Below are 18,922 nucleotides of genomic sequence, written 5' to 3'. Positions count from 1 at the left end.
ATGATTTAATTTTTTTCAGGATGTGAAGCTCAACCGAGAAAAATACAACCAGTTGTTTTTATTGGTTTTTTTTATTAAGTTTTATTTTTGCTAGGCAACCTACTAATTAATGTAACTTCTGAGTGAATAATCGTAAGCAGTGTTAGAAGTTCATTTTACAATCACTTTTCAACCTTAAAAATAGAAAGAGATAACGTCTTATCCAACTGAAAATCAACCAGAAAAATAAAAAAACCTTTAATTTCAAAGAAATAATATTACTCTTAGTTTTTTTGCTAATTTTTAATAAACATGTTGATTTAATCGATTTATTACATTAAGTTAATTAATGATTGCGTATTAGATTACAATCTTGTCGAGAGAAAAATAGCATGAGTAAAGAAAAAAATACTGCCACATCTATCGAACCCTCTAAAAACGAAATTAAACCAAGATTACCATACGACTTGATTTTACTGTTTTTAATACTATCAGGTGGTTGGTTATTTGGTGAAATGATGATCAAGAATCCTAAATTCATTTCTTTATCTGAAAGCTTCAAAAATTTACCAGATTACATAAGCATTCTCCCTGCATTTTCGGGTGGACTATTTATAACAGCTTTATTTCTTTATCGAGGAAAATCTATAAAATCTCTAAATGATTGTGTTTTATTTTCTACATCTGCATATGCCTTATATCTTTTTTTATTCGACACTTCCCTTTATGATAAAACCAAAAATATAACCGAAGTATTGGTCGATCCTCTATTATTTTACTCAAAGATATCTATATTAATTTGCACTATTGGCAAAACCATTATCACGTTTAGTGAGTTCATCACTGAATGGACAAAAGAAGACGCAGAATCACGAAAGAAAAAAGATATAAAGAATGAAGATAACCAAAGGAATATACCAATTAAAATTATTGATCAAACTACTGCTGGCTTATTAGAAAAAAAAACAGTAATTTCTCCCATCATGTTGGAAGGTAACCCTGTAACACCCATCATTGCACTAGATTCTTTCCCAAAAAACGAACTCGATAATTTATCCTTTGATTATGCAATTGAGCATTCAAAAGATGGTATGGTTTTACATGAAAAAATATCCGTATCTCTATCTAATAAAAAAAACAAGAGTATAAGTGGCGAGTCCATTACCTCACATTCGAATAAATACGGAAAAGTAAACAATATTCTGTCGATTCTATACGTCCCCCCTTCAAAAAAATCAATTATTGTTTCACTTGTAACCATTGCGATTTTGCTATCAGCATCTCCTTTCATTTATGTGGTTATTCATCGTTAGGCATAACCCTTGAACACATATAAGCAACTATTATTATAACAGCTGTTATGTCCATCATTACCATGCCACGTATATATTCAGGCGAAAAAAAAGTAACAATTATATTTATAAGGACCACTATCAATGTAAAAATTATCATTAAACCTCCGAATTAATTAAATGGCATCTAATATCAATATAATAATAAATAATTTTGTCAAGATTTGAAGAGAATAATATTGTGAAAAAGCAAGGGCTAACTGAGCGATGCTCAGTTGCCTTGCTTTTTCCGCCCTTCGGTTGAAAAAGAAAGATCAAAGCCACCCCGCAATCAAATGCCAAACCATTGACACCATTGTTCTTTATGGTATTTATTATATATAGCATATGGGTTTGCTATTAAGCCTAAATATCAAAAGGAGTTGATATGGAAAAATTAAATATTATTTTCGATGATGAGTTTCCTTCTTCGTTTACCAATGTTCCTATCGCAAAGAAGCTACCACCCAATCGTCGTCGCAGTTACTCAGTAACTGTAAGATTAAATGAAGTTGAGCTGAGTCAAGTAAACCAGTCCAGAGGACAGCTAAGCAGGAGCTGTTGGCTGAGATCTTCAGCTCTCAAACAATTGCCTCCCTCAGTTCCAGAGGTAAACAAAGAAGCCTGGCATCAACTGACGGCTTCTCTGCAAAAATTGAATGACCTCGGTTCATATCTCATTCGTCGCGGAACTGATGCTCAGCCTTTGAGTAATGAGGTAGATACTCTCAAGCTAAAGCTGTCTCATGTGAGAAATGCCCTGCTCTCACTCGATAAGTGATGCTCTGCTCGTGAAAGGAATGCAGAAAATCCGCAGGGGTAAGAGCTTCAAAGGTGTCGTCTCATATGTACTTGCCCCAGCACCTCATCACAAGACAGATCCCATGATAATCGGCGGTAACATGATTGGCTTATCTGTCGTTGAGCTGACTGTTGAGTTCATGCGAACACATAAGCTCCGCCCAGATGTGCAGAAACCTGTCTGGCACAACTCCCTTCGCCTTCCTATAGGAGAATCAATCAGTAATGAGCAGTGGAAGCTTGTTGCTGACGACTACATGAAGCGAATGGGCTTCTGTGACACTCATCTTCGTTGTTATGTCCTACACGATGATGAGGCCGGCCAGCACATACATATAATTGCTTCTCGCATAAACGTTTTAGCAGATGGCCTGTTTTACTTGGGTAGGAACGAGAACCTTAAGAGCACTCGTATCATTCAGGAACTTGAGCGAGACCATAATCTTACTCGAACTAAAGGTCTATCTCTTCCTTCAACACCCAAAGTCAGGAAAACTGGCAGGAATGAAGAAATGATGGAAGCAAGGACAGGCAACAAAGCACCAAAAAAAATCATCCAGGAAGCAATTGAGGCGGTGCTCAGTTTCTATGGCACCATCACCATTGAAGATTTTGTTTATGAACTCAGCAAGCTAAAGATAACAGCCAAAGCGAGCATTGCTTCTACGGGTAAAATGAATGGCTTCTCATTTGAGTATGCAGGAATCGCCTTCAAAGCATCTCAGTTAGGTAAAGCCTACTCATGGTCGAGCCTGAGTAAGAGGGTTATCCTCACCGCTGCTGTCGAGCCTCAGAAGATAGCTGATACAGAGTTGCCTGAAGAGGAGTTAGTAGCAGTGGAAAGAGTGACGGACATAGAAGACGAGCCTGTGTTCCACTCCCCTGCTATTCCACATATTGAGGAGACGAATACTAAACAGGTTCGCTGGCTACTATGGGTCCCATACCTGAAACAGATTATCCAAGCCTTGAAAGCAACGGGTCTGAGTATTCTTAAGCCGTCAATCAAGATGAAACCTTTCCACATCGTTACTCCCACCCAAAACACTGGCGATAAAAAATCACTCGCAATCATCAAAGAAAGCACCACCGGGAAAAAAAGATTTTCTATTTGATGCCTCTTAAACCTTCTAGTTATCAGTAGCTTAAAACTAAACATTAAGTCAAATACGCTTTATATCCTTATTAATAATCATATTGATAGGAAAAACCGATCGATCGTTTTTACAGATCAATTTTTATATCATGATAGTTTATAACTATCAAAAAGATCTGATCGATCGGTACAAATGATTTGCTAGACACTCATTACTGGCCGTAATGTAACTTCAAACGAAGCGATATAGCTCACTGATTTATCAGCAAAATAAACTGAAGGATCAGTGCGATCTGAATACAACGAAACGATACCGGATGGTCTTATGACAACAATGACTGAAGTTAAGCAGCCTAATTTCCTAATGATGAAACGAGTATGGATTGCCATCGCTCTGCCAATTGTCATCTTCTACTTCTTGGGTATGAGAGGATTAGTGCAACTCGCTATTATTTGGGTTTTCGCAAGCATCATGCTTTTGATGTTTGCTTATAAAAAATTCCGCATCAAAAAGTGGAATGCCAGCACCAGGGACCATTTTGGCGAGCAGGACGGGATGTGGAGCCATGAATTTGGCCCTACTTCAATGAAGCTCGACCAGCACAGAGGACTGATTCATCTCAGGGAAGAGAATAAACATAAGACCTATCCCTTCTCTGCGGTCAAGGAGTGGAGATACAACTTGTCTACCACAAGACAAAGAACAGGCTTGGATAGAGAACTCGACCGCACCCATGACTTCAGAGAATCAGGGTTTTACATCGCAGTAGACGATGTTCAGTATCCAGAATGGCGGGTAATGTTCTTTCCTCAAAAAGGTGACTTCAACTCACAGGAAGGTATCCGTGATACGGAACTGCAACTTAAGCGGTGGATGCACATCTTCGATAAAATCATCAATCGATAAATTTAAAAATGATTACTTATCAATAGATTATAAAAACCAATCTTATGATTGGTTTTTTTTTGGCTCACCACCCTAAAGATTATCTTAACGATCCCGATAAGTTATATGTTTCATCAAATTTTAATAGGGAAATAAAATGTCTGAAGCATTAAACGAAGGTAAAATCATGCAGGCTCTCAATTGGGCTTACGATAAGGCTCTGGATGGAAGCTTACCAGGAACAGATTCAGCCTATGAAATGGCCGAAAGCTATCTTAAAAGTAACGACAGTTTAGCAGAAAAAGTAAAATCATTAATTCGTTGGCAAAATACCAAATCAGCCACTGCTGGATTCATCTCAGGTGTTGGTGGAGTCATCACCCTCCCGGTTGCAATCCCTGCCAGTATAGCTACAGTCATTTACGTCCAAATCCGTATGATTACAGCCATCGCTATCATGGGCGGATATGATGTAAAAGATGATCGTGTAAAAACCATTGTCTATAGCTGCCTTGCTGGAAATGCCGCTAAAGACATACTAAAAAGTACAGGCATCATCATCGGTTCCAAAATGTCTACTCAGTTGATCAAAAGTATTTCAAAGGAAACTATTTTTGCTATCAATAAGCAGGTGGGTTTTAGATTACTAACGAAATTTGGGGAAAAAGGAGCCATAAACTTAGGCAAGATGATACCCGTAGTCGGTGGAATCATAGGCGGTACTTTCGATGGAATTTCAACTAATATTGTTGGAAATGTAGCACGTAAAACCTTCATTGATAGCAGTGCATTGCTAAAGAATTAAAGATTAACAGTTTAGAGCGTCTGATACACGAACGAAAAGCCTTCTAATCTTTCAAAAAAAAGAATAATTGTTGGAAAAATAATCTTTAAAAATACTTTAAAAAAAGATTTGCAACATTTAATCTTTTTTATTAATCATAACAACCTAAAAAACACCTAATATAAAGGATTGTAATCGTGACAAAAAAAAGAATTTATCACAATCAAAATGCGTTAAAAGTCAGACTTAGAGATGAAGAAAAACCCATAACTTTTGTTCTGGGTTCTGCTATTTCAAGAAAAAAAGAAGGCGTTGGTATATGTGATGTTCAAGAAACATCGGCTCTAATCAAAGACGTAATTTCGAAAAGAAACAGAACCTTCGAGTACGAAGAATTTCTATTAGAAAACAGTCTTAATGATGAGTACAAATCTCTCTTTGAATTTATTTCATCAATTCAAGGTCAGAATGGTATAAATGATATTATAAAAAAAATTGTTACTGACAACATTGATCTCAGCACAAATAAACACAGGATACCTACTGCTATCGATGAGTTTACATCTTCAATAGCAAACGGAGAATATAGAGTAGCAAACATCGTTACTACAAACTTTGACACTTTAATTGAAGAATCTTTTGAAGAAAAAAACATTAAGACTAATTGCTTCAGCATGGTTTCAGATTCGCACCTGTCAGAAGGACACAACGATGAATTAAATATATTCCATATTCATGGTGTCTGGAGCAAAAATGATACTATGCACTCGCATAGCCAGTTAAATGTCAAAAGAGAAAAACTGGAAGGTTCTCTACACGAGTTATTTTTAAATACTTCAGTTGTCATAATGGCTTATGGAGGATGGGAGGATAGCTTTACACGTACATTAAGCAATATAGTAAATTTTCCAAATGCTGATTATAAAATTGCATGGTGTTTTTATCCAACTTCAATTGAAACGATAGAAGATAGCTTTGAAAAATGGTTTGATCGGCTATCACCCGCAATCGCACAAGGAAGAATTCAGTTTTTCAAAGGTATCGACTGTTCAGTATTTTTTAAAGATGAGAACTTAGTAGAAGTTCAAAAAAAAAAGTAGTATCTAAAGCAGCAGCTAACATCTCACAGAGCTTTAACTTTTCTCATTTCGATAGAAGAACTCATTATTTGTATACTCGACAAAATGAAAAAAATAAGGCTCTGACTTTTCTAACTGAAAAGCAAAATGTTTTTATTGAGTCAGGTCTTGGTTATGGCTTATCTGATTTCTTATACTCAATAGCAGATGCAATGGATTTTGATGACTCTGCGCTAATTCAGATTGATCTCTCTGAAGTTATATCTAAAAAACAGCTTGAATCCAAGATAAAAACAGATGCTGGAGCAGATATTTCGCAGATAATTTTTCATTATATAAGTCATCACGATGAGAAAATAATTTTACATTTTAAAAACTGCTCGAATGATCTCGACGAAGATGCAGTATCCTATCTACGATCCTTAACAAATCAGATATCATCTACCAACCCAAATTCAATAATAGTTTTCTCCTCTGATGTATTTATCAGGGCATTTAGAGACATTTCAGTCAAGCTCGATAGTCTTTCCTACAATGAAGTATCATTAATACTTAAAAACCGCTTTGAAGAAAGAACTTTCTCTCATGAAGAACTTCACTCTTTTCATACATTATCAGAAGGTATTGTAAAGAAACTTGACCGTATTATATACTACTTGGATGATGCATCTGCACAGGACGTAATTGAAAAAAAATCACTTTTTGTTGGCGTTAGCTATTTTGAAACCATATCTGAAAAAACTTTAAAACAGATAGAAACTTTAAAAACATCCACAAGTGATACTTTAAGTTTCACTCTAATAAAAATACTCTCAATTTTAAAAAATGGGGAGTCATTAAAAAATATTACAAAAAGCAAAATTGGCAGAGATATAGACTTAGATAACATCAAAAAAATTGTTGATATGGGTATAGCAAAAACCATCATGATAGACAATAACACTCACATAGCAAAAATCAATCCTATTGTAAAAGACTATATTATTTCGGGAATGCAAATAGAAGAAATTAATGCTATTTCGAGTGAGTTTTTAAATATAACTATTGTTGAAACTAAAGATGGCTTAAAAATAAACTCTACAAACAGAAGAGTTCTTGAGCAGGGTTATAGCACAGAAGGAGACAATGGATGTTATTTACTTGTTCGAAATATATTCGAATGTAAGCATAATTTAGATAAATTCGTTGACACACCTGAAGAGTATGAGCGCCATCTTCGTCATTTATCACGACTATCAACTTTATCATTAAGATATGTATATGCTTTAAAGAACGCCTGCGTCTATAATGAAGTAATATCTTCTAGCCTTGAACTGCTTGAGGCTTATGGTGATACTCCGCCTCCACATTATTACAAATACTATTTATTTATAGCATCATCATTTCGTATTCTTGGCAAGTATAAAGATGCTAAAACATACTTAGAAAAATGTCTTAATACATGTCCTTCAGATGACAAACCTACCTTATCTGAATGTTACGTTCAGGAACTTTATCTTTTAGAGAAAACAGATGAAGGCAAAGCTATTGAATTAGCAAAAAGGAGAAAGAAAGAATTCAGAACAAGCTCAATAGCACATATTGTATCTGATAGCGTTTTGTCCTTAAATAAGCCAAAACAAGAACGTATTAAATCGCTAACTTCATTAGTTAGAAAATCCAGAAAACTCAACTTCCACACTCTTGCAAATAACATTTCTCTTGACTTGAACAAGGAAAGAAAACCACAGGATAGAATATCATCTCTTGATGAAGTTTTGCATTATGAAACAAGCTCATATAATCAATGCCGTGCACTTCTCGTTAAGTATGAAACGTTCGAAGAAAATAATATGCTTGAAAACATTCAGGATGAAGATATTGCTAAATTGAGAAATGTTTACAACTATCTTTTTAATCAAAGATTTGACCATTTATTTAAACGTTGCCATATTTTGTTATGGAAAATAGCTGAATACCGCAAGAACTTAGATATTATTTTCATGATTTATTATAAAGGACAAACAATATGGATACTTAATAATGACACGGAGTCTGAAGAAGAATATAGTGAACGATTTATTTCACTACTTAACTAAGTAAAATAAGAATTTATGGAGTGATTTAGCTAGCATAATTCACTCCACAGACAAACATCATTTTATGTTAATGATTATGTTATCGCCTGAATCAAGTTAGATTTAACATACCATTATATTAGATAAATACCCCACCACCTGCTTAAGAATATGTTTGAAATATACCTTAGCCTTGACGATGATTGCGAATATTGAAAAATACTTCGATTAATTTTAACCCTAATTATCAAAGCAACAATGTCGTAAAAACTAAAAAAACCTATCTTTTTGCATGTTAGTAAGAACAAACCTCTTATAAAAAGCTTAATGCAATATATAAAAAACTCCGCATAAAAAAATAAATTAAAAAATCGATACAATTAAACAAAATAGTTAGGGTTAGAAATATAAATAAGATGAAAAATACATGATAAAAAATCTTTATTTATTTTAATTGGCGAAACTTTCGCATTTAGCATGAGCTTGCCAAATGAAAGTTAAATGCTGTCAAGGTCTTGCCTTTCAGTGACAACCCCGTTTATTAAATTACTTCACCTCTCCTAATAACATTTTAGAATGCATTAAATTTAGCACGTTTTTATAACCATGCTAAAATGAAATAATCATAAAAAATATAATGCTAAGATTTTTTAAAAAAATATGGCCTTATAACATTCACCAAAAGAGCACTAACTAAAATCAGGCTAAAACCAATTACTTGCTTGCTTGTAGGTTGTTCATCGAGAAATGTTGAAGCAATAATTACTGTTATAACGGGTGATAGCAGAGTCGCATAGCTTGCGAATTCTGCACTCTCGTTCTGAATGAGATAAAACCAGATGAAATATACCAGTGCATTACCTACAATACCGAGATAGAGAACACAAAGAAGACACTCAGTATTAGTGAAAGCAGTGACAATAGGTTGTAATAATGGACCTGATTGAAAGAAAGGATAAGTAATGGAAACCAGAATAGTTGAAACCAATATCTGCCAGAATAATCTCGCCTTAAATGGAGTGACAGTCACTATCTTTTGAGAAACGACAGCTCCCATAGCCCAGAAAATGGCACTACACAGAATTACAACCTCACCCAACCCAACATGCACTTCTTTAAGTATCAACAAGATCCCCGAGATACAAAGAAGGAGTGAGAACAGGGAGAGTAAGTTCAGCTTTCTTGCTAAGCCCATCAGGATAATCGAGGTAAAGCAAGGCATTGTGTAAACAAGGATTGTCGCATTCGTAACAGAGGTGAAGTGAAGTGCGATGCTATTGAGCGTTGGAACCAGGAAAACATTTGGCACCGCAATTATTGCGATTCTTAAAAATTCATCATAGTTAAGGGTTTTAAGGCTTTCACGGATACTTTTGTTGAATATCAAAAAAATAATACTACATGATACAAGAGAACCCGCCATTCGGAATGCATAAGGCCCTATCACATTGATCGCAATTTTTGAAACAGGAAATGAAGTGCCCCATATTGAAGCCATTAACATCGTAAGCCAAAAAGAACTTTTAGTCATTAATCTATGCCTTCCCATACCTTGCTATAACAGACATTCGCCTGCTTTTCTGATTAGCTGTAACCATCGATACGAAATGAGGAACCTGTTTCTCTGATGTATCAAAAAGAAACAACTCAGCAAAACCTGGGGTCAATGTATCAACTACCTTCTTTCTATCCTGATCAAGTATATGTGTTAAACCACCAAAGTTCGGGTCCCAATTTTGAGTAATATTCAAGGCCACCCCGACATTGTTACCTGAATCCGTATGGGTGTTGAGAAAATGGCCTTTATCGAAACGATTGATATAGAAAAGGTCGGTATTCCCTATCTTCCTTCCGGTTAAGCAAGTAATCAGATCTTTAAACTCATCGGAGTTACAAAAGTTATAAGCAATTGTTGAAGCTTCACATGAAGCAACATTATCTTTCACTTCATTGGAGATTCTTCTGAAGAAGAAACTGAATTTATTATCGCAAAAATCTGCAAAACAAGAATTGAAACTCTTTTCAATCTCATCTGCCGGAGTCAAGAATGAGAGATCTTTTTGTTCTAAGGAATTTTTGTATATGTAAGTCCAGGACTCCTCTGATGAATCCTGTGACGACTCCATAATCTCATAAATTTTTGAAGCGAATTGAGATTGTATGTTTTTGGTAAGATAACCTTTGTCGTTAAAGGCAATACTATCAATGCTCATTTAAAAAATCTCTTCTTCGCGAGACTTGAAATCTTGCAATGAAAGAATGAATTTTTTACCCACAAGGTGTGGTTTGTCGTAGCCAGTTATAGTTTTGACAACCTGATCCGTAACAATACCAGCCATGATTGATAATGAGGGAGCACTTTGCCAGGCATTTACCTTCCTGTCACCATCTATGAACGAGTGCTTAAGGCGGGCTTCCTGAAACTTTCTAATGTTTGAATTGCTGTCGTAATATTTATCCTTAACAGAATTCTTAACTTCATCGAATCCACTATGAACACCATCATTGAGGTAGATGGGACCAACGGAGATCTCTAAAGGATCACCACCCAGCTCAATAACAGGGATGGCTTTGTCTTTAGCTATGCTATGGATGATTTCTTCAGCAGTGTCCTTACGATAGTAACCCAGTGCTGCCCAGGCAAGGATGATGAAGGTGCTGTCACCAATGAGTTCTTCAAGTCTTGTTCTGTCGGGAGAAGCGAACTCAAAGAATGTCTCCACATTCACGTTTTCGTTATAGGCAAGGATCGTATCTTTGGCCGCATCAACTTTGTTCTTGCCTACATCATCTGTGCGATACAACACCTGCCGGTTGATGTTTGACAACTCGACATCATCCCCATCAATGAGTCTTAAGGTGCCTATACCTGACATAGCCAGTTGAAGTGCACACCATGTGCCCCATCCTCCCATCCCGAAGATGGCTACCTTACTTTGCTTTAGCCGTTCCTGATACACGAAAGGATGTTGGTTATCAGCATCTATCAGGGAGAACTGAAGAATTTGCCTGTTGTACCTTTCTACTTCCTCACCAGACAGCACTTTTGAGAAGAAGGAGTTGTCCTGAAGGAGCTTCCTTTCCGCCAGGCCCGCAACCAGTCCATCCAGATGTTCACTTTCAATCTGGACACCCTCACTGACCAGTTCTTTAAAAATCCGGGGAACTGTCCTTTTACCATCCATTTTGGCAAGAGCTGGTCTTACCCAGGAAGGAGGATCATTGATGACCTGAGATACTCCTGGGATTTCTCCAATACAAATATCTCCATCATCTGCGAGAATGATGTGATGAGATTCTTTAATGAGGGGTTTAATATTCGTTAGTGACATGGTGTGCTCCAAAAAAAGTAAGGCCGCATACGAGATGCGGCCTTTGTCATACGTTATCAGCTAAGGACGATAACCTGACCTTTGGTATACATAGCATTTTCTTCAGTGATAGCAGAAATGCGCTGAGACAGAGTAGAGAACTTGATCATAGTGATACCCTCTTGCTTGTTCAGTTAGGTTTGTAAAGTTGTGTTTGTGTATCGATACCACTCCAATAAACAACATTAATGATTTCCTCGTCAATAACCCTAGCGGTAAAAAGCCATACTCTTTGTTAATTTGAAATCTTAAAAGAACAACCCCCTATATTTACAAGAAAATTCTGAACTTAGATCATGCCAATAATGTTTTTATCAGCATTTTGTTAACATGCACTTAAAAAGTGCAACTTGAAAAGCACTCATTAGTAACCCTAAGAAATAGTTAGAATTCTTACTTAGTTGGTAAACTTATGACAGCACGGTTCAGGGTTCAGGGTTCAGGGTTCAGCAGGAAGCAGGAAGCAGGAAGCAGGAAGCAGGAAGCAGGACAAGTGAGTGAGGAGCTGTAAATGCTTAAAAAAATGGCCTGTATGACTGCCCTTTGAGAAAGTCGAAAAGCCATTACTGAAGAAGTTATTAACCTGGGATTAACTAATGAAAAGTTATTACAACCTCTTTTTCTTACAAGAAGTTGGGTCTTTAATTTCATAGGGAATCTCTTTTCTAAAAATTAGCTTCTGAGTTCTGAATACAGCCTCAACTTCATACTCATTCCATATTATGTATTCAATAATGAATTTATAAAAATATAAAACACGATCAAGACTAATGTTCGAAGGTATTGCATAGAAGTTTGGACTAAGTAAAGCCGAACTCAAAATAGCAATAATATTGCTGGGCCCTTTTAGATAAGGATTTTCGTAATCTTGCTGATATTTAAAGAAGTAACCCACACAGAAAAGATAGGCATCTTTAACAACTTTATTTTTATTACATTGTGACTCATCGTATCGTATGATAAATCGATTAAGAAGAATCAAAAACCTTTGATCAGGCAAATATTTTTGTAATTTATCCATAATAAGCATCCTTGCTAAGTTGTCATCCTTGACATGTTACTTATAACGCATATGAACTAAAAATCAATAGCTAAACTATCTTCGAAACTTTTCAATAATTGCTTTCAAACCATTTAAAAAACCTCCGCGCGATTTTGGTTCTTCTGCCTCAGGCTCAGGCTCAGGCTCAGGCTCAGGCTCAGGCTCAGGCTCAGGCTCAGGCTCAGGCTCAGGCTCAGGCTCAGGCTCAGGCTCAGGCTCAGGCTCAGGCTCAGGCTCAGGCTCAGGCTCAGGCTCAGGCAGGAACGATGCTGAATTTAGATAGTCTGAGTCAACATAGCTAACATCATTAGCTTCAAAATCCGATATATTTGTCTCATTCGCAGTCAGTTCGTATAAGTTAGTTTGTGAAACTATCGAAATTTCATTACTCGTATTGAAAGTATCTTTAACATCATCGATAAAAGAAACATAAACCAATTTGAAATGATTTGTATGTAGCAACAGTGGTTCTTTATCATCAGGAAAACCAAAAAAGAAAACAGTTAGAAACTTATTAGCTTTTTTATAGGACTTTGTTTTTTTATCAAAAAGGGACTTCCTGTACCTCTCAGCTTTCTCTCTTTGCTTTTCATACTCTTTAAAGAAAACATCTTTCTGGCTTGAGTTCCAGTTTGATGCATCAACTTTAAGCTTAAAGGCTTCTTTTGTTCCTTTTTTGCGAGCAAGAAAAACAATCTCATACTCATCTGCATTAGGATCTAAAGTAAGATTAGATTGTAGTGCACCAAAATATATTGCGGGTTTAAAATACTTAACATCTGGTTTATATTTTAACTTCTGAAATGTCTCATTATAAGTCCTTTTTTCATAGGGCGGTATTGAAAGGAACTCGTTATTGTTGACTCCTGAAAGATAGTAATCAACTATTGGTTTAATACTTGAAGACGAAACAGGATGTTCTCTTACAACAACTTCTTCATCGTTTACTTTTCTGGTCCTATTATCGTTTTTTTCTCTGTGAATTCTTTCATCATTTTCCAGACGAAGAATTGAAATGAATGGAGCTGGAGGAGAGTTATGTGTTTTTTCATCATTAGAGTTGTTTCGGTTGCGATTTTTTGCATCATGTATGCCACAACCTGACTTGTGCTCGCCAGTATATTTGAAATATGATTGATTAACATTCTCGGATCTGTAACTGCAAGGTGTCGCTTTTATTCTGCACTTCAGATAGGGGCATAAAAATTCAGTTGTTCGAACATAAAAATCATCCATACCCCTAAGGTCATTACCATGCACAATATCATCAGTTGAACTATCCTTCGCTACCGTCAAAACTCATGCCCTCGTTAAGTTGCCTTTAACAACATAGTAACGAAATGACAACACGGTGATCAATAAAAGTTACTTAACTTTAAAGTGCAATATTAATCGTTAAAATTCAATTACTTACATAAATTAAACCTAATCTTAACTCCTTTCTCTATCAACTGAAATTAAGGGTTCATTGAGTTGATGTTCTTTAATTCCATGTTTGTGAGCATTATATTGCCATATCACAAATTGCTGTTTTAAAACTCTGACTTCTTCTTTGAGCGATTCATTTTTCAACTGCAAATTTTTTATCTGCTGTGAAGCTATGCTGAGGTTTGCAGGTCTTTTGACTTCAGATGCTCCAGATTTTATGTTCTTCTTTTGAAGCTCAAAAGCCCTGACTATAGCTGTATGCTGACTTAGAGACTGTCTCGTTGGTCTCTTACCCAAAAGCTCGGTAACAGAGTCACAAAGGTTTTCCCAGGTAAACTTCCCCTGCCTTAAGGTCTGCCATCCTGCTATAGAATTTATAATTATTTGTAGATCTTTATTAGTAAGGTGTTTGGCCATTATTACTCTCCTTGTTAGTTATCTTGTTATCCTTCTTCATTTCTAAAATACGAGAAAAGTGTGAAAAATCGTCCCCATGCGTTCTTACAAGCGAACCATCAGGTAGTTCGGGATATTCCATCAATGCAATAATCCCCTTCACTCTTTCAAGTGTCTTCGTTTGATGCTGATACCACTTGTCAGCTCCAAGTTCCTCTTCACTGATAGCTTCTTTAGCCTTATCAACGAGGTCTTCAGTCGTATCAAGTAAGGACCTGAGCCTTTCAAGTTTCTGCTTCTCCCCTTTGACACATACCTGCTCACTACAGTTGATACAATCAAAGTATTTGCTACAGGGAGCAAAAGTATAATCATGAACACAATATCCATACTCAGTAGTATGAACAGCACCATGCTCTAACTCATTTTTTAATTCATGAATAGTTGAAATTTCAAAGTTCCCATTCACATCACTATCGCAGGGAATTATATTATTTTGATTAATGCCCAGAGCTTTCACTTTTTCAATCATTTCGTCTTCAGTGATGTGGTTGTAAACTCTGTTCTGGGTAATGGACACTCTGCCTGACCACTTTGCTATGTCCAGTTCTCCGAGGCCCCCTCTTTGGGCGAGAGTGTTAAGTAGATGTCTGGCTTGATGAGTTCTAAGAAAGAAAGGTTTATTATCCTCATCGTGATAACCATGCCTTTCGAAAAGATTCTTATGCTTACTGATTTTTGAATAGCCTAACTCTTTAGAGAAGAAAGCATTTGTTATTTTAAACAGATCATTACCTGTTCGTCGTTTCATACTGAGCTGGTTATTGAGGAGAGCACATAGAGCATTACTGAAGCGAACATCTTTCTCTTTATCAAACCAGATTGTTCCACCTGACCCATTTTTTATTTCTTCCTCAAGCATCTTACTTCTTGCTCTTGAATTTTCAGATAACTTTAACAATCTCTTAATTGCAAGTTTGGCAGTAGGAACCATAATTTCAGGTATCCACTTAATGTTTGCCCCAAAACCTTTCAGTGAATAGAATCTCAGGCCATAGCATTCCTTTCCTTCCCTGTTCTTCTCAACAATTTCACAATCAGCTCTAAGTGATAATATTTCAGATATACGACTGGGTGCGCACATCAGCAATGCAAACACTGAAGTAACAAACAGGTCTCTTTCGTGAAGGTCATAATCCTGCATTGAAAAGATTTCACCAATTGCTCGTAATGCTCTTTCATTAGGCAGTTTCGCTAATCTGGTATTGTCTGCATTATCAGAAATCGACAGCCTTGATTCAGGTGGTCTGATGTAACTACTCCACTTCATTAATCCACAATTAAGGAATTCTTTCTCATTCAGGAAAGCAACCAATCTCTCCATAAATTTACCACAACTATATGCAACTCCTTTAGTGTAGTTTTTATTAATGTCGGACAAGCACTCATCGAGAATGACTTGGTTTAGTGATTTTATATCACCAGACCCAGTAAAAACTAATAAATTTTTTTCAATCACCCTAAGCACAATTGGAAAAGTTAGTTTATCAAATCCTTTAAGATTAGAGCAAAAAATATAAGCTACATATGATTTGCAAAATTCAATGTAAGAGGAATCAAGATCTTCAGCTTTAATGAACGAATCCAACTTGACATTCTTCATCTTAAATTTAGAAAATTTAAATATTTTCTTCCAATGATTACTCTCCCATTTGTTATCAAGTAGATTGCCACTTAGTTGTTCTTTACAATTTAGAATAAATTCGTTAAGATTTTCCCCTGCTAAGATTTCTGTTTTATTCCTAAAATTAATTATATCACTTTCATTCATACCTATTGCTCCTTTGTAATTTTAAAGTCTCACATTTTTTCACTACTTCTTCTACAGCCATTATTGTTCTGTCTAATGTTTTACTCATAGTTTCATCATTAGTATCAGTCATAATTCTTTCTCTTTGTTTTAATAAATGATCTCGTAGTTCTATATGTGGTGCATCAATAAATGGGCGAAAGTGATGGCAGGTATAACAAGGGACAGGAACATTAGCCCGACATGATTTACAACCACCACATGCTCCAGTGACATCCCCTGATAAATCCCTAACTGCTAATTCATTTTTCTTTATTGAGTCATCACCCTGAATTTTACCTTGGAAAAAACCAGCATATTTTTTCATATGATTTCCCACTGCATCATCAATTCTTGCAACATGATCAGCATTAAATTCAACGTATACCCCCGTATATTGAGTTGTAGAGTGATCTAATAGTTCTGCAATAACTAATTCGCTGGCACCTTCTCTCGCAGCTCTTGTGCCAACCGTATAACGAAATCGTCGAGGGTTTACATTTAATCTTTCATAAGTTCTTTCCGAAATAACATTTTCTGTTTTAGCAATAAAAGCAAGTGTCTTATTTATCTTTACAGAGTATTCGTGAGCTTTATCCGATACAAATATCTCTCTCAATTCATTATTTATTTTGAAGCTTTCTAACTTTTGCATTGATATAAATAGCGGTGTATTTTCAATCTCTTTGTTAGTTAGCTCTCTTTTAAGTATGCTACGAATTTGCTCGATGCTCAAATCGCACTGCTTACGGAGTAAATCGTATAATTCTTTTGTCACTTGAAAATTTCTGCAAGCTTCCCTGAATCCCAAGCCTTGCTTTATCCTTGGGATGCTAATGACATATGAATAGCTATTCTCATTTACTTTTAGCCTTCTTATATCAGATACCTTCATCTGTGAAATCTGTAGTGGCCTTCTTCCGGTTGCGCTTGTCAGCAAAGCCATCGCTAATTGAGTAATATCTATGTTTCCTTTTTCATATGCTCTATAGCAAGCTTCAAGAAAAGATTGTAATTCTATATCAGTAAGTGGGCCTTTAACTTTATCTCTTCTTCTTACAACTTCTCCTTTTTTGTTGTCAGTGATTATCAATTTACACAAGAAATCATATGCATCTTCATCTATTCCAGAGTAACCCAATTCATACCATTTTTTTATGAGTATCCTTACCGATGACATAATATTATTGTTCTTGCCATCAGATCCTCTAAACCTCACAAGGGAAAACTCATCAACTCGCTTTGGCTCTACACTTACAATAAACCTCCTGAAATTATTATTTATTACTTTAACTGAAGCAGGGCTTAATTCACAAGCCAGATATTTAAGCACCTTTAAATATCCTTCCATTAATTCTTTATCAATTACATCCTTAACCATTTTGATATTTACCGTCACATTTCGGCTTAGTCTCCATGCCTCATCATTTAGGAAAAAGTAATAACCTTTCGTTTTAGCTTCATAAGCGCTCCCATTATCTTCACCATTAACATATACTTTTAACATTAAACACCTCCTCTATTGATCATATCTTTCTGCATATTCAGAGCTAACTCTGCGGCCTTGTTTTCGATGAATCTTCTGTTATAAGTAGAAGCAGTCCCCGAACCCTCTTTCCAGCCCATGAGTAAAGACCTCATTTGTTCTTGCTCATATTGATTAGGTGGACTCTCCATACGGTCCATCTTTGAAGAAAATTCATAATTCCAGGTGTGTCTTAATTTATGCCCTGTCATTCTAGAAAGGTCGGGGCAAGATATCCTTAAGGCATTAATTATTTTATGATATGCCTGAATAGATAATGGTTCTCCAAACGTATTTCCCTTTTTATGACAAATAAAAAGATAACCATTATCTTTTTTCATTCTGTGCTTTCTTCTTTCTACTTTAATATAATTGGAAATTTCCTGACTTAAGTCATCAGATATTGATAACTTCCTACTTAGGGTTTTAACAAGTGGTTGTTTAATCCTTGAGTCATGAGGATCATCAGCTCTCCTGTTGATAAAAATTGTCTGAGAACCTATATCAATATCTGCGATTTTGATGTTTAGTAACTCTCCTGCCCTTAATCCCAAGTTATAAAGAATCAGTATCATTAGTCTGTTTCGCCTTTGAACATCAGAATTAAATGGATTCATTTCTGAACCTATTTTCAAAATCTCAAACAAAATATTAATTTGATTTTGATTGAGGTTTCTATCTTTTGCTGGATCTTGGTTTTTGAATCTGATCTTAGGTCTGTGACTTTTCAATTTCGCAATGAATTTTTCAATAAGTTTGTGATCTCTTTTATAACTCACTGTGAAGAAGTCACATAACCATTCAAGATATTTAATAATTGCTGTTAATCTGAAGTACTGAGTATTACTATTAACCCTGCACCCGCTATCAAGATTTGCAACCTTCTCTTTTTTCATTCTCTTAGTTATAAATTCTTTTAGTCCATCAATCTCTTGAAGATGAAGAAACTCTGCTGTTCTGATCCTTGCTTCTATGTCTATGTTCTTGAGATTCAGAAATCTATAAAAAAGAGCTATACTCGCTGAATGTAGCTCAATAGTTGAAATTGATTCGTTTTTCTTTCTTAACTCAGTTGATATATACAAACACGGATAATAAAGCGGCACTTTTGAAACTTTATCAGTGATCAAACAACATCTCTCTCCAGTATCCATTTTTATTGTATTAGTTACTATTCTATCCATATGTCTCCTTATTTTATTTACATTATTTTAGTTCCATTCTTAATTAAAAATCTTGCAAAATAGGTATATGTATAACCTACATAGAAAATGACCTATAAGTATCTTGCAAATAAA

17 protein-coding genes are annotated in these 18,922 nt (G+C 35.6%); 7 read left to right on the top strand and 10 right to left on the bottom strand.

What is annotated here, in order from left to right:
- Positions 1-371: 371 nt before the first annotated feature.
- The 7 genes from CRO19_RS13495 (at position 372) to CRO19_RS13465 (ending at position 8,034) form a co-directional block, all read left to right on the top strand.
- A complete protein-coding gene (locus tag CRO19_RS13495; protein ID WP_097096286.1) occupies positions 372-1,292 on the top strand; it encodes a hypothetical protein in 921 nt (306 codons plus the stop codon).
- Between the two features lie 406 nt (positions 1,293-1,698).
- The gene (locus tag CRO19_RS13490) at positions 1,699-2,091 is read left to right on the top strand and encodes a hypothetical protein (RefSeq protein ID WP_097096285.1); all 393 of its coding nucleotides are present in this window, start codon (positions 1,699-1,701) and stop codon (positions 2,089-2,091) included.
- Positions 2,092-2,101: 10 nt separating this feature from the next.
- Entirely contained in the window at positions 2,102-3,226 is a 1,125-nt protein-coding gene (locus tag CRO19_RS13485; RefSeq protein ID WP_097097658.1) for a relaxase/mobilization nuclease domain-containing protein, read from the top strand.
- 306 nt (positions 3,227-3,532) lie between these two features.
- Complete coding sequence (locus CRO19_RS13480; protein ID WP_097096284.1) at positions 3,533-4,114, top strand: DUF4755 domain-containing protein; 582 nt, start codon at positions 3,533-3,535, stop codon at positions 4,112-4,114.
- Positions 4,115-4,250: 136 nt separating this feature from the next.
- A complete protein-coding gene (locus CRO19_RS13475; RefSeq protein ID WP_097096283.1) occupies positions 4,251-4,898 on the top strand; it encodes an EcsC family protein in 648 nt (215 codons plus the stop codon).
- A gap of 176 nt (positions 4,899-5,074) precedes the next feature.
- Positions 5,075-5,977 (top strand): SIR2 family protein, encoded by a 903-nt coding sequence (locus tag CRO19_RS13470; protein WP_176519153.1) that lies wholly within the window; start codon positions 5,075-5,077, stop codon positions 5,975-5,977.
- 68 nt (positions 5,978-6,045) lie between these two features.
- Complete coding sequence (locus tag CRO19_RS13465) at positions 6,046-8,034, top strand: hypothetical protein (RefSeq protein ID WP_141400242.1); 1,989 nt, start codon at positions 6,046-6,048, stop codon at positions 8,032-8,034.
- 619 nt (positions 8,035-8,653) lie between these two features.
- On the opposite strand, the gene CRO19_RS13460 is transcribed toward CRO19_RS13465, so the two are convergent.
- From CRO19_RS13460 to CRO19_RS13415, 10 genes are all read right to left on the bottom strand, one after another.
- Complete coding sequence (locus CRO19_RS13460) at positions 8,654-9,544, bottom strand: DMT family transporter (protein ID WP_320204484.1); 891 nt, start codon at positions 9,542-9,544, stop codon at positions 8,654-8,656.
- Positions 9,545-9,548: 4 nt separating this feature from the next.
- Positions 9,549-10,226, bottom strand: coding sequence for a 2OG-Fe(II) oxygenase family protein (locus CRO19_RS13455; RefSeq protein ID WP_097096279.1), 678 nt, complete (start codon positions 10,224-10,226; stop codon positions 9,549-9,551).
- A complete protein-coding gene (locus CRO19_RS13450) occupies positions 10,227-11,345 on the bottom strand; it encodes a ThiF family adenylyltransferase (RefSeq protein WP_097096278.1) in 1,119 nt (372 codons plus the stop codon).
- Positions 11,346-11,401: 56 nt separating this feature from the next.
- Positions 11,402-11,494, bottom strand: a complete 93-nt coding sequence (locus CRO19_RS13445) for a pantocin A family RiPP (protein WP_012770338.1) — start codon at positions 11,492-11,494, stop codon at positions 11,402-11,404.
- Between the two features lie 497 nt (positions 11,495-11,991).
- Positions 11,992-12,405: a hypothetical protein gene (locus CRO19_RS13440; protein WP_320204483.1), complete on the bottom strand. Its 414-nt coding sequence runs from the start codon at positions 12,403-12,405 to the stop codon at positions 11,992-11,994.
- A gap of 75 nt (positions 12,406-12,480) precedes the next feature.
- On the bottom strand, positions 12,481-13,722 hold the full coding sequence (locus CRO19_RS13435; protein ID WP_097096277.1) for a hypothetical protein: 1,242 nt from the start codon (positions 13,720-13,722) through the stop codon (positions 12,481-12,483).
- 135 nt (positions 13,723-13,857) lie between these two features.
- Positions 13,858-14,271 carry a hypothetical protein gene (locus CRO19_RS13430; RefSeq protein WP_097096276.1) on the bottom strand — a complete coding sequence of 138 codons (414 nt, stop codon included), beginning with the start codon at positions 14,269-14,271 and terminating at the stop codon, positions 13,858-13,860.
- Positions 14,252-16,081, bottom strand: a complete 1,830-nt coding sequence (locus CRO19_RS13425; protein ID WP_097096275.1) for a hypothetical protein — start codon at positions 16,079-16,081, stop codon at positions 14,252-14,254. Before CRO19_RS13425 ends, CRO19_RS13430 begins: the two co-directional genes overlap by 20 nt.
- Positions 16,074-17,606 (bottom strand): site-specific integrase, encoded by a 1,533-nt coding sequence (locus CRO19_RS13420; RefSeq protein ID WP_097096274.1) that lies wholly within the window; start codon positions 17,604-17,606, stop codon positions 16,074-16,076. The genes CRO19_RS13425 and CRO19_RS13420 overlap by 8 nt, the downstream gene beginning before the upstream one ends.
- Positions 17,606-18,808, bottom strand: coding sequence for a tyrosine-type recombinase/integrase (locus CRO19_RS13415; protein ID WP_097096273.1), 1,203 nt, complete (start codon positions 18,806-18,808; stop codon positions 17,606-17,608). Before CRO19_RS13415 ends, CRO19_RS13420 begins: the two co-directional genes overlap by 1 nt.
- Positions 18,809-18,922 lie beyond the last annotated feature (114 nt).

The sequence above is a fragment of the Candidatus Pantoea floridensis genome (genome assembly GCF_900215435.1).
GTDB classification, from domain to species: domain Bacteria; phylum Pseudomonadota; class Gammaproteobacteria; order Enterobacterales; family Enterobacteriaceae; genus Pantoea; species Pantoea floridensis.
The sequence above is the reverse complement of the archived record's forward strand: the minus strand, read 5'-3'. Positions and strand labels throughout refer to the sequence as shown.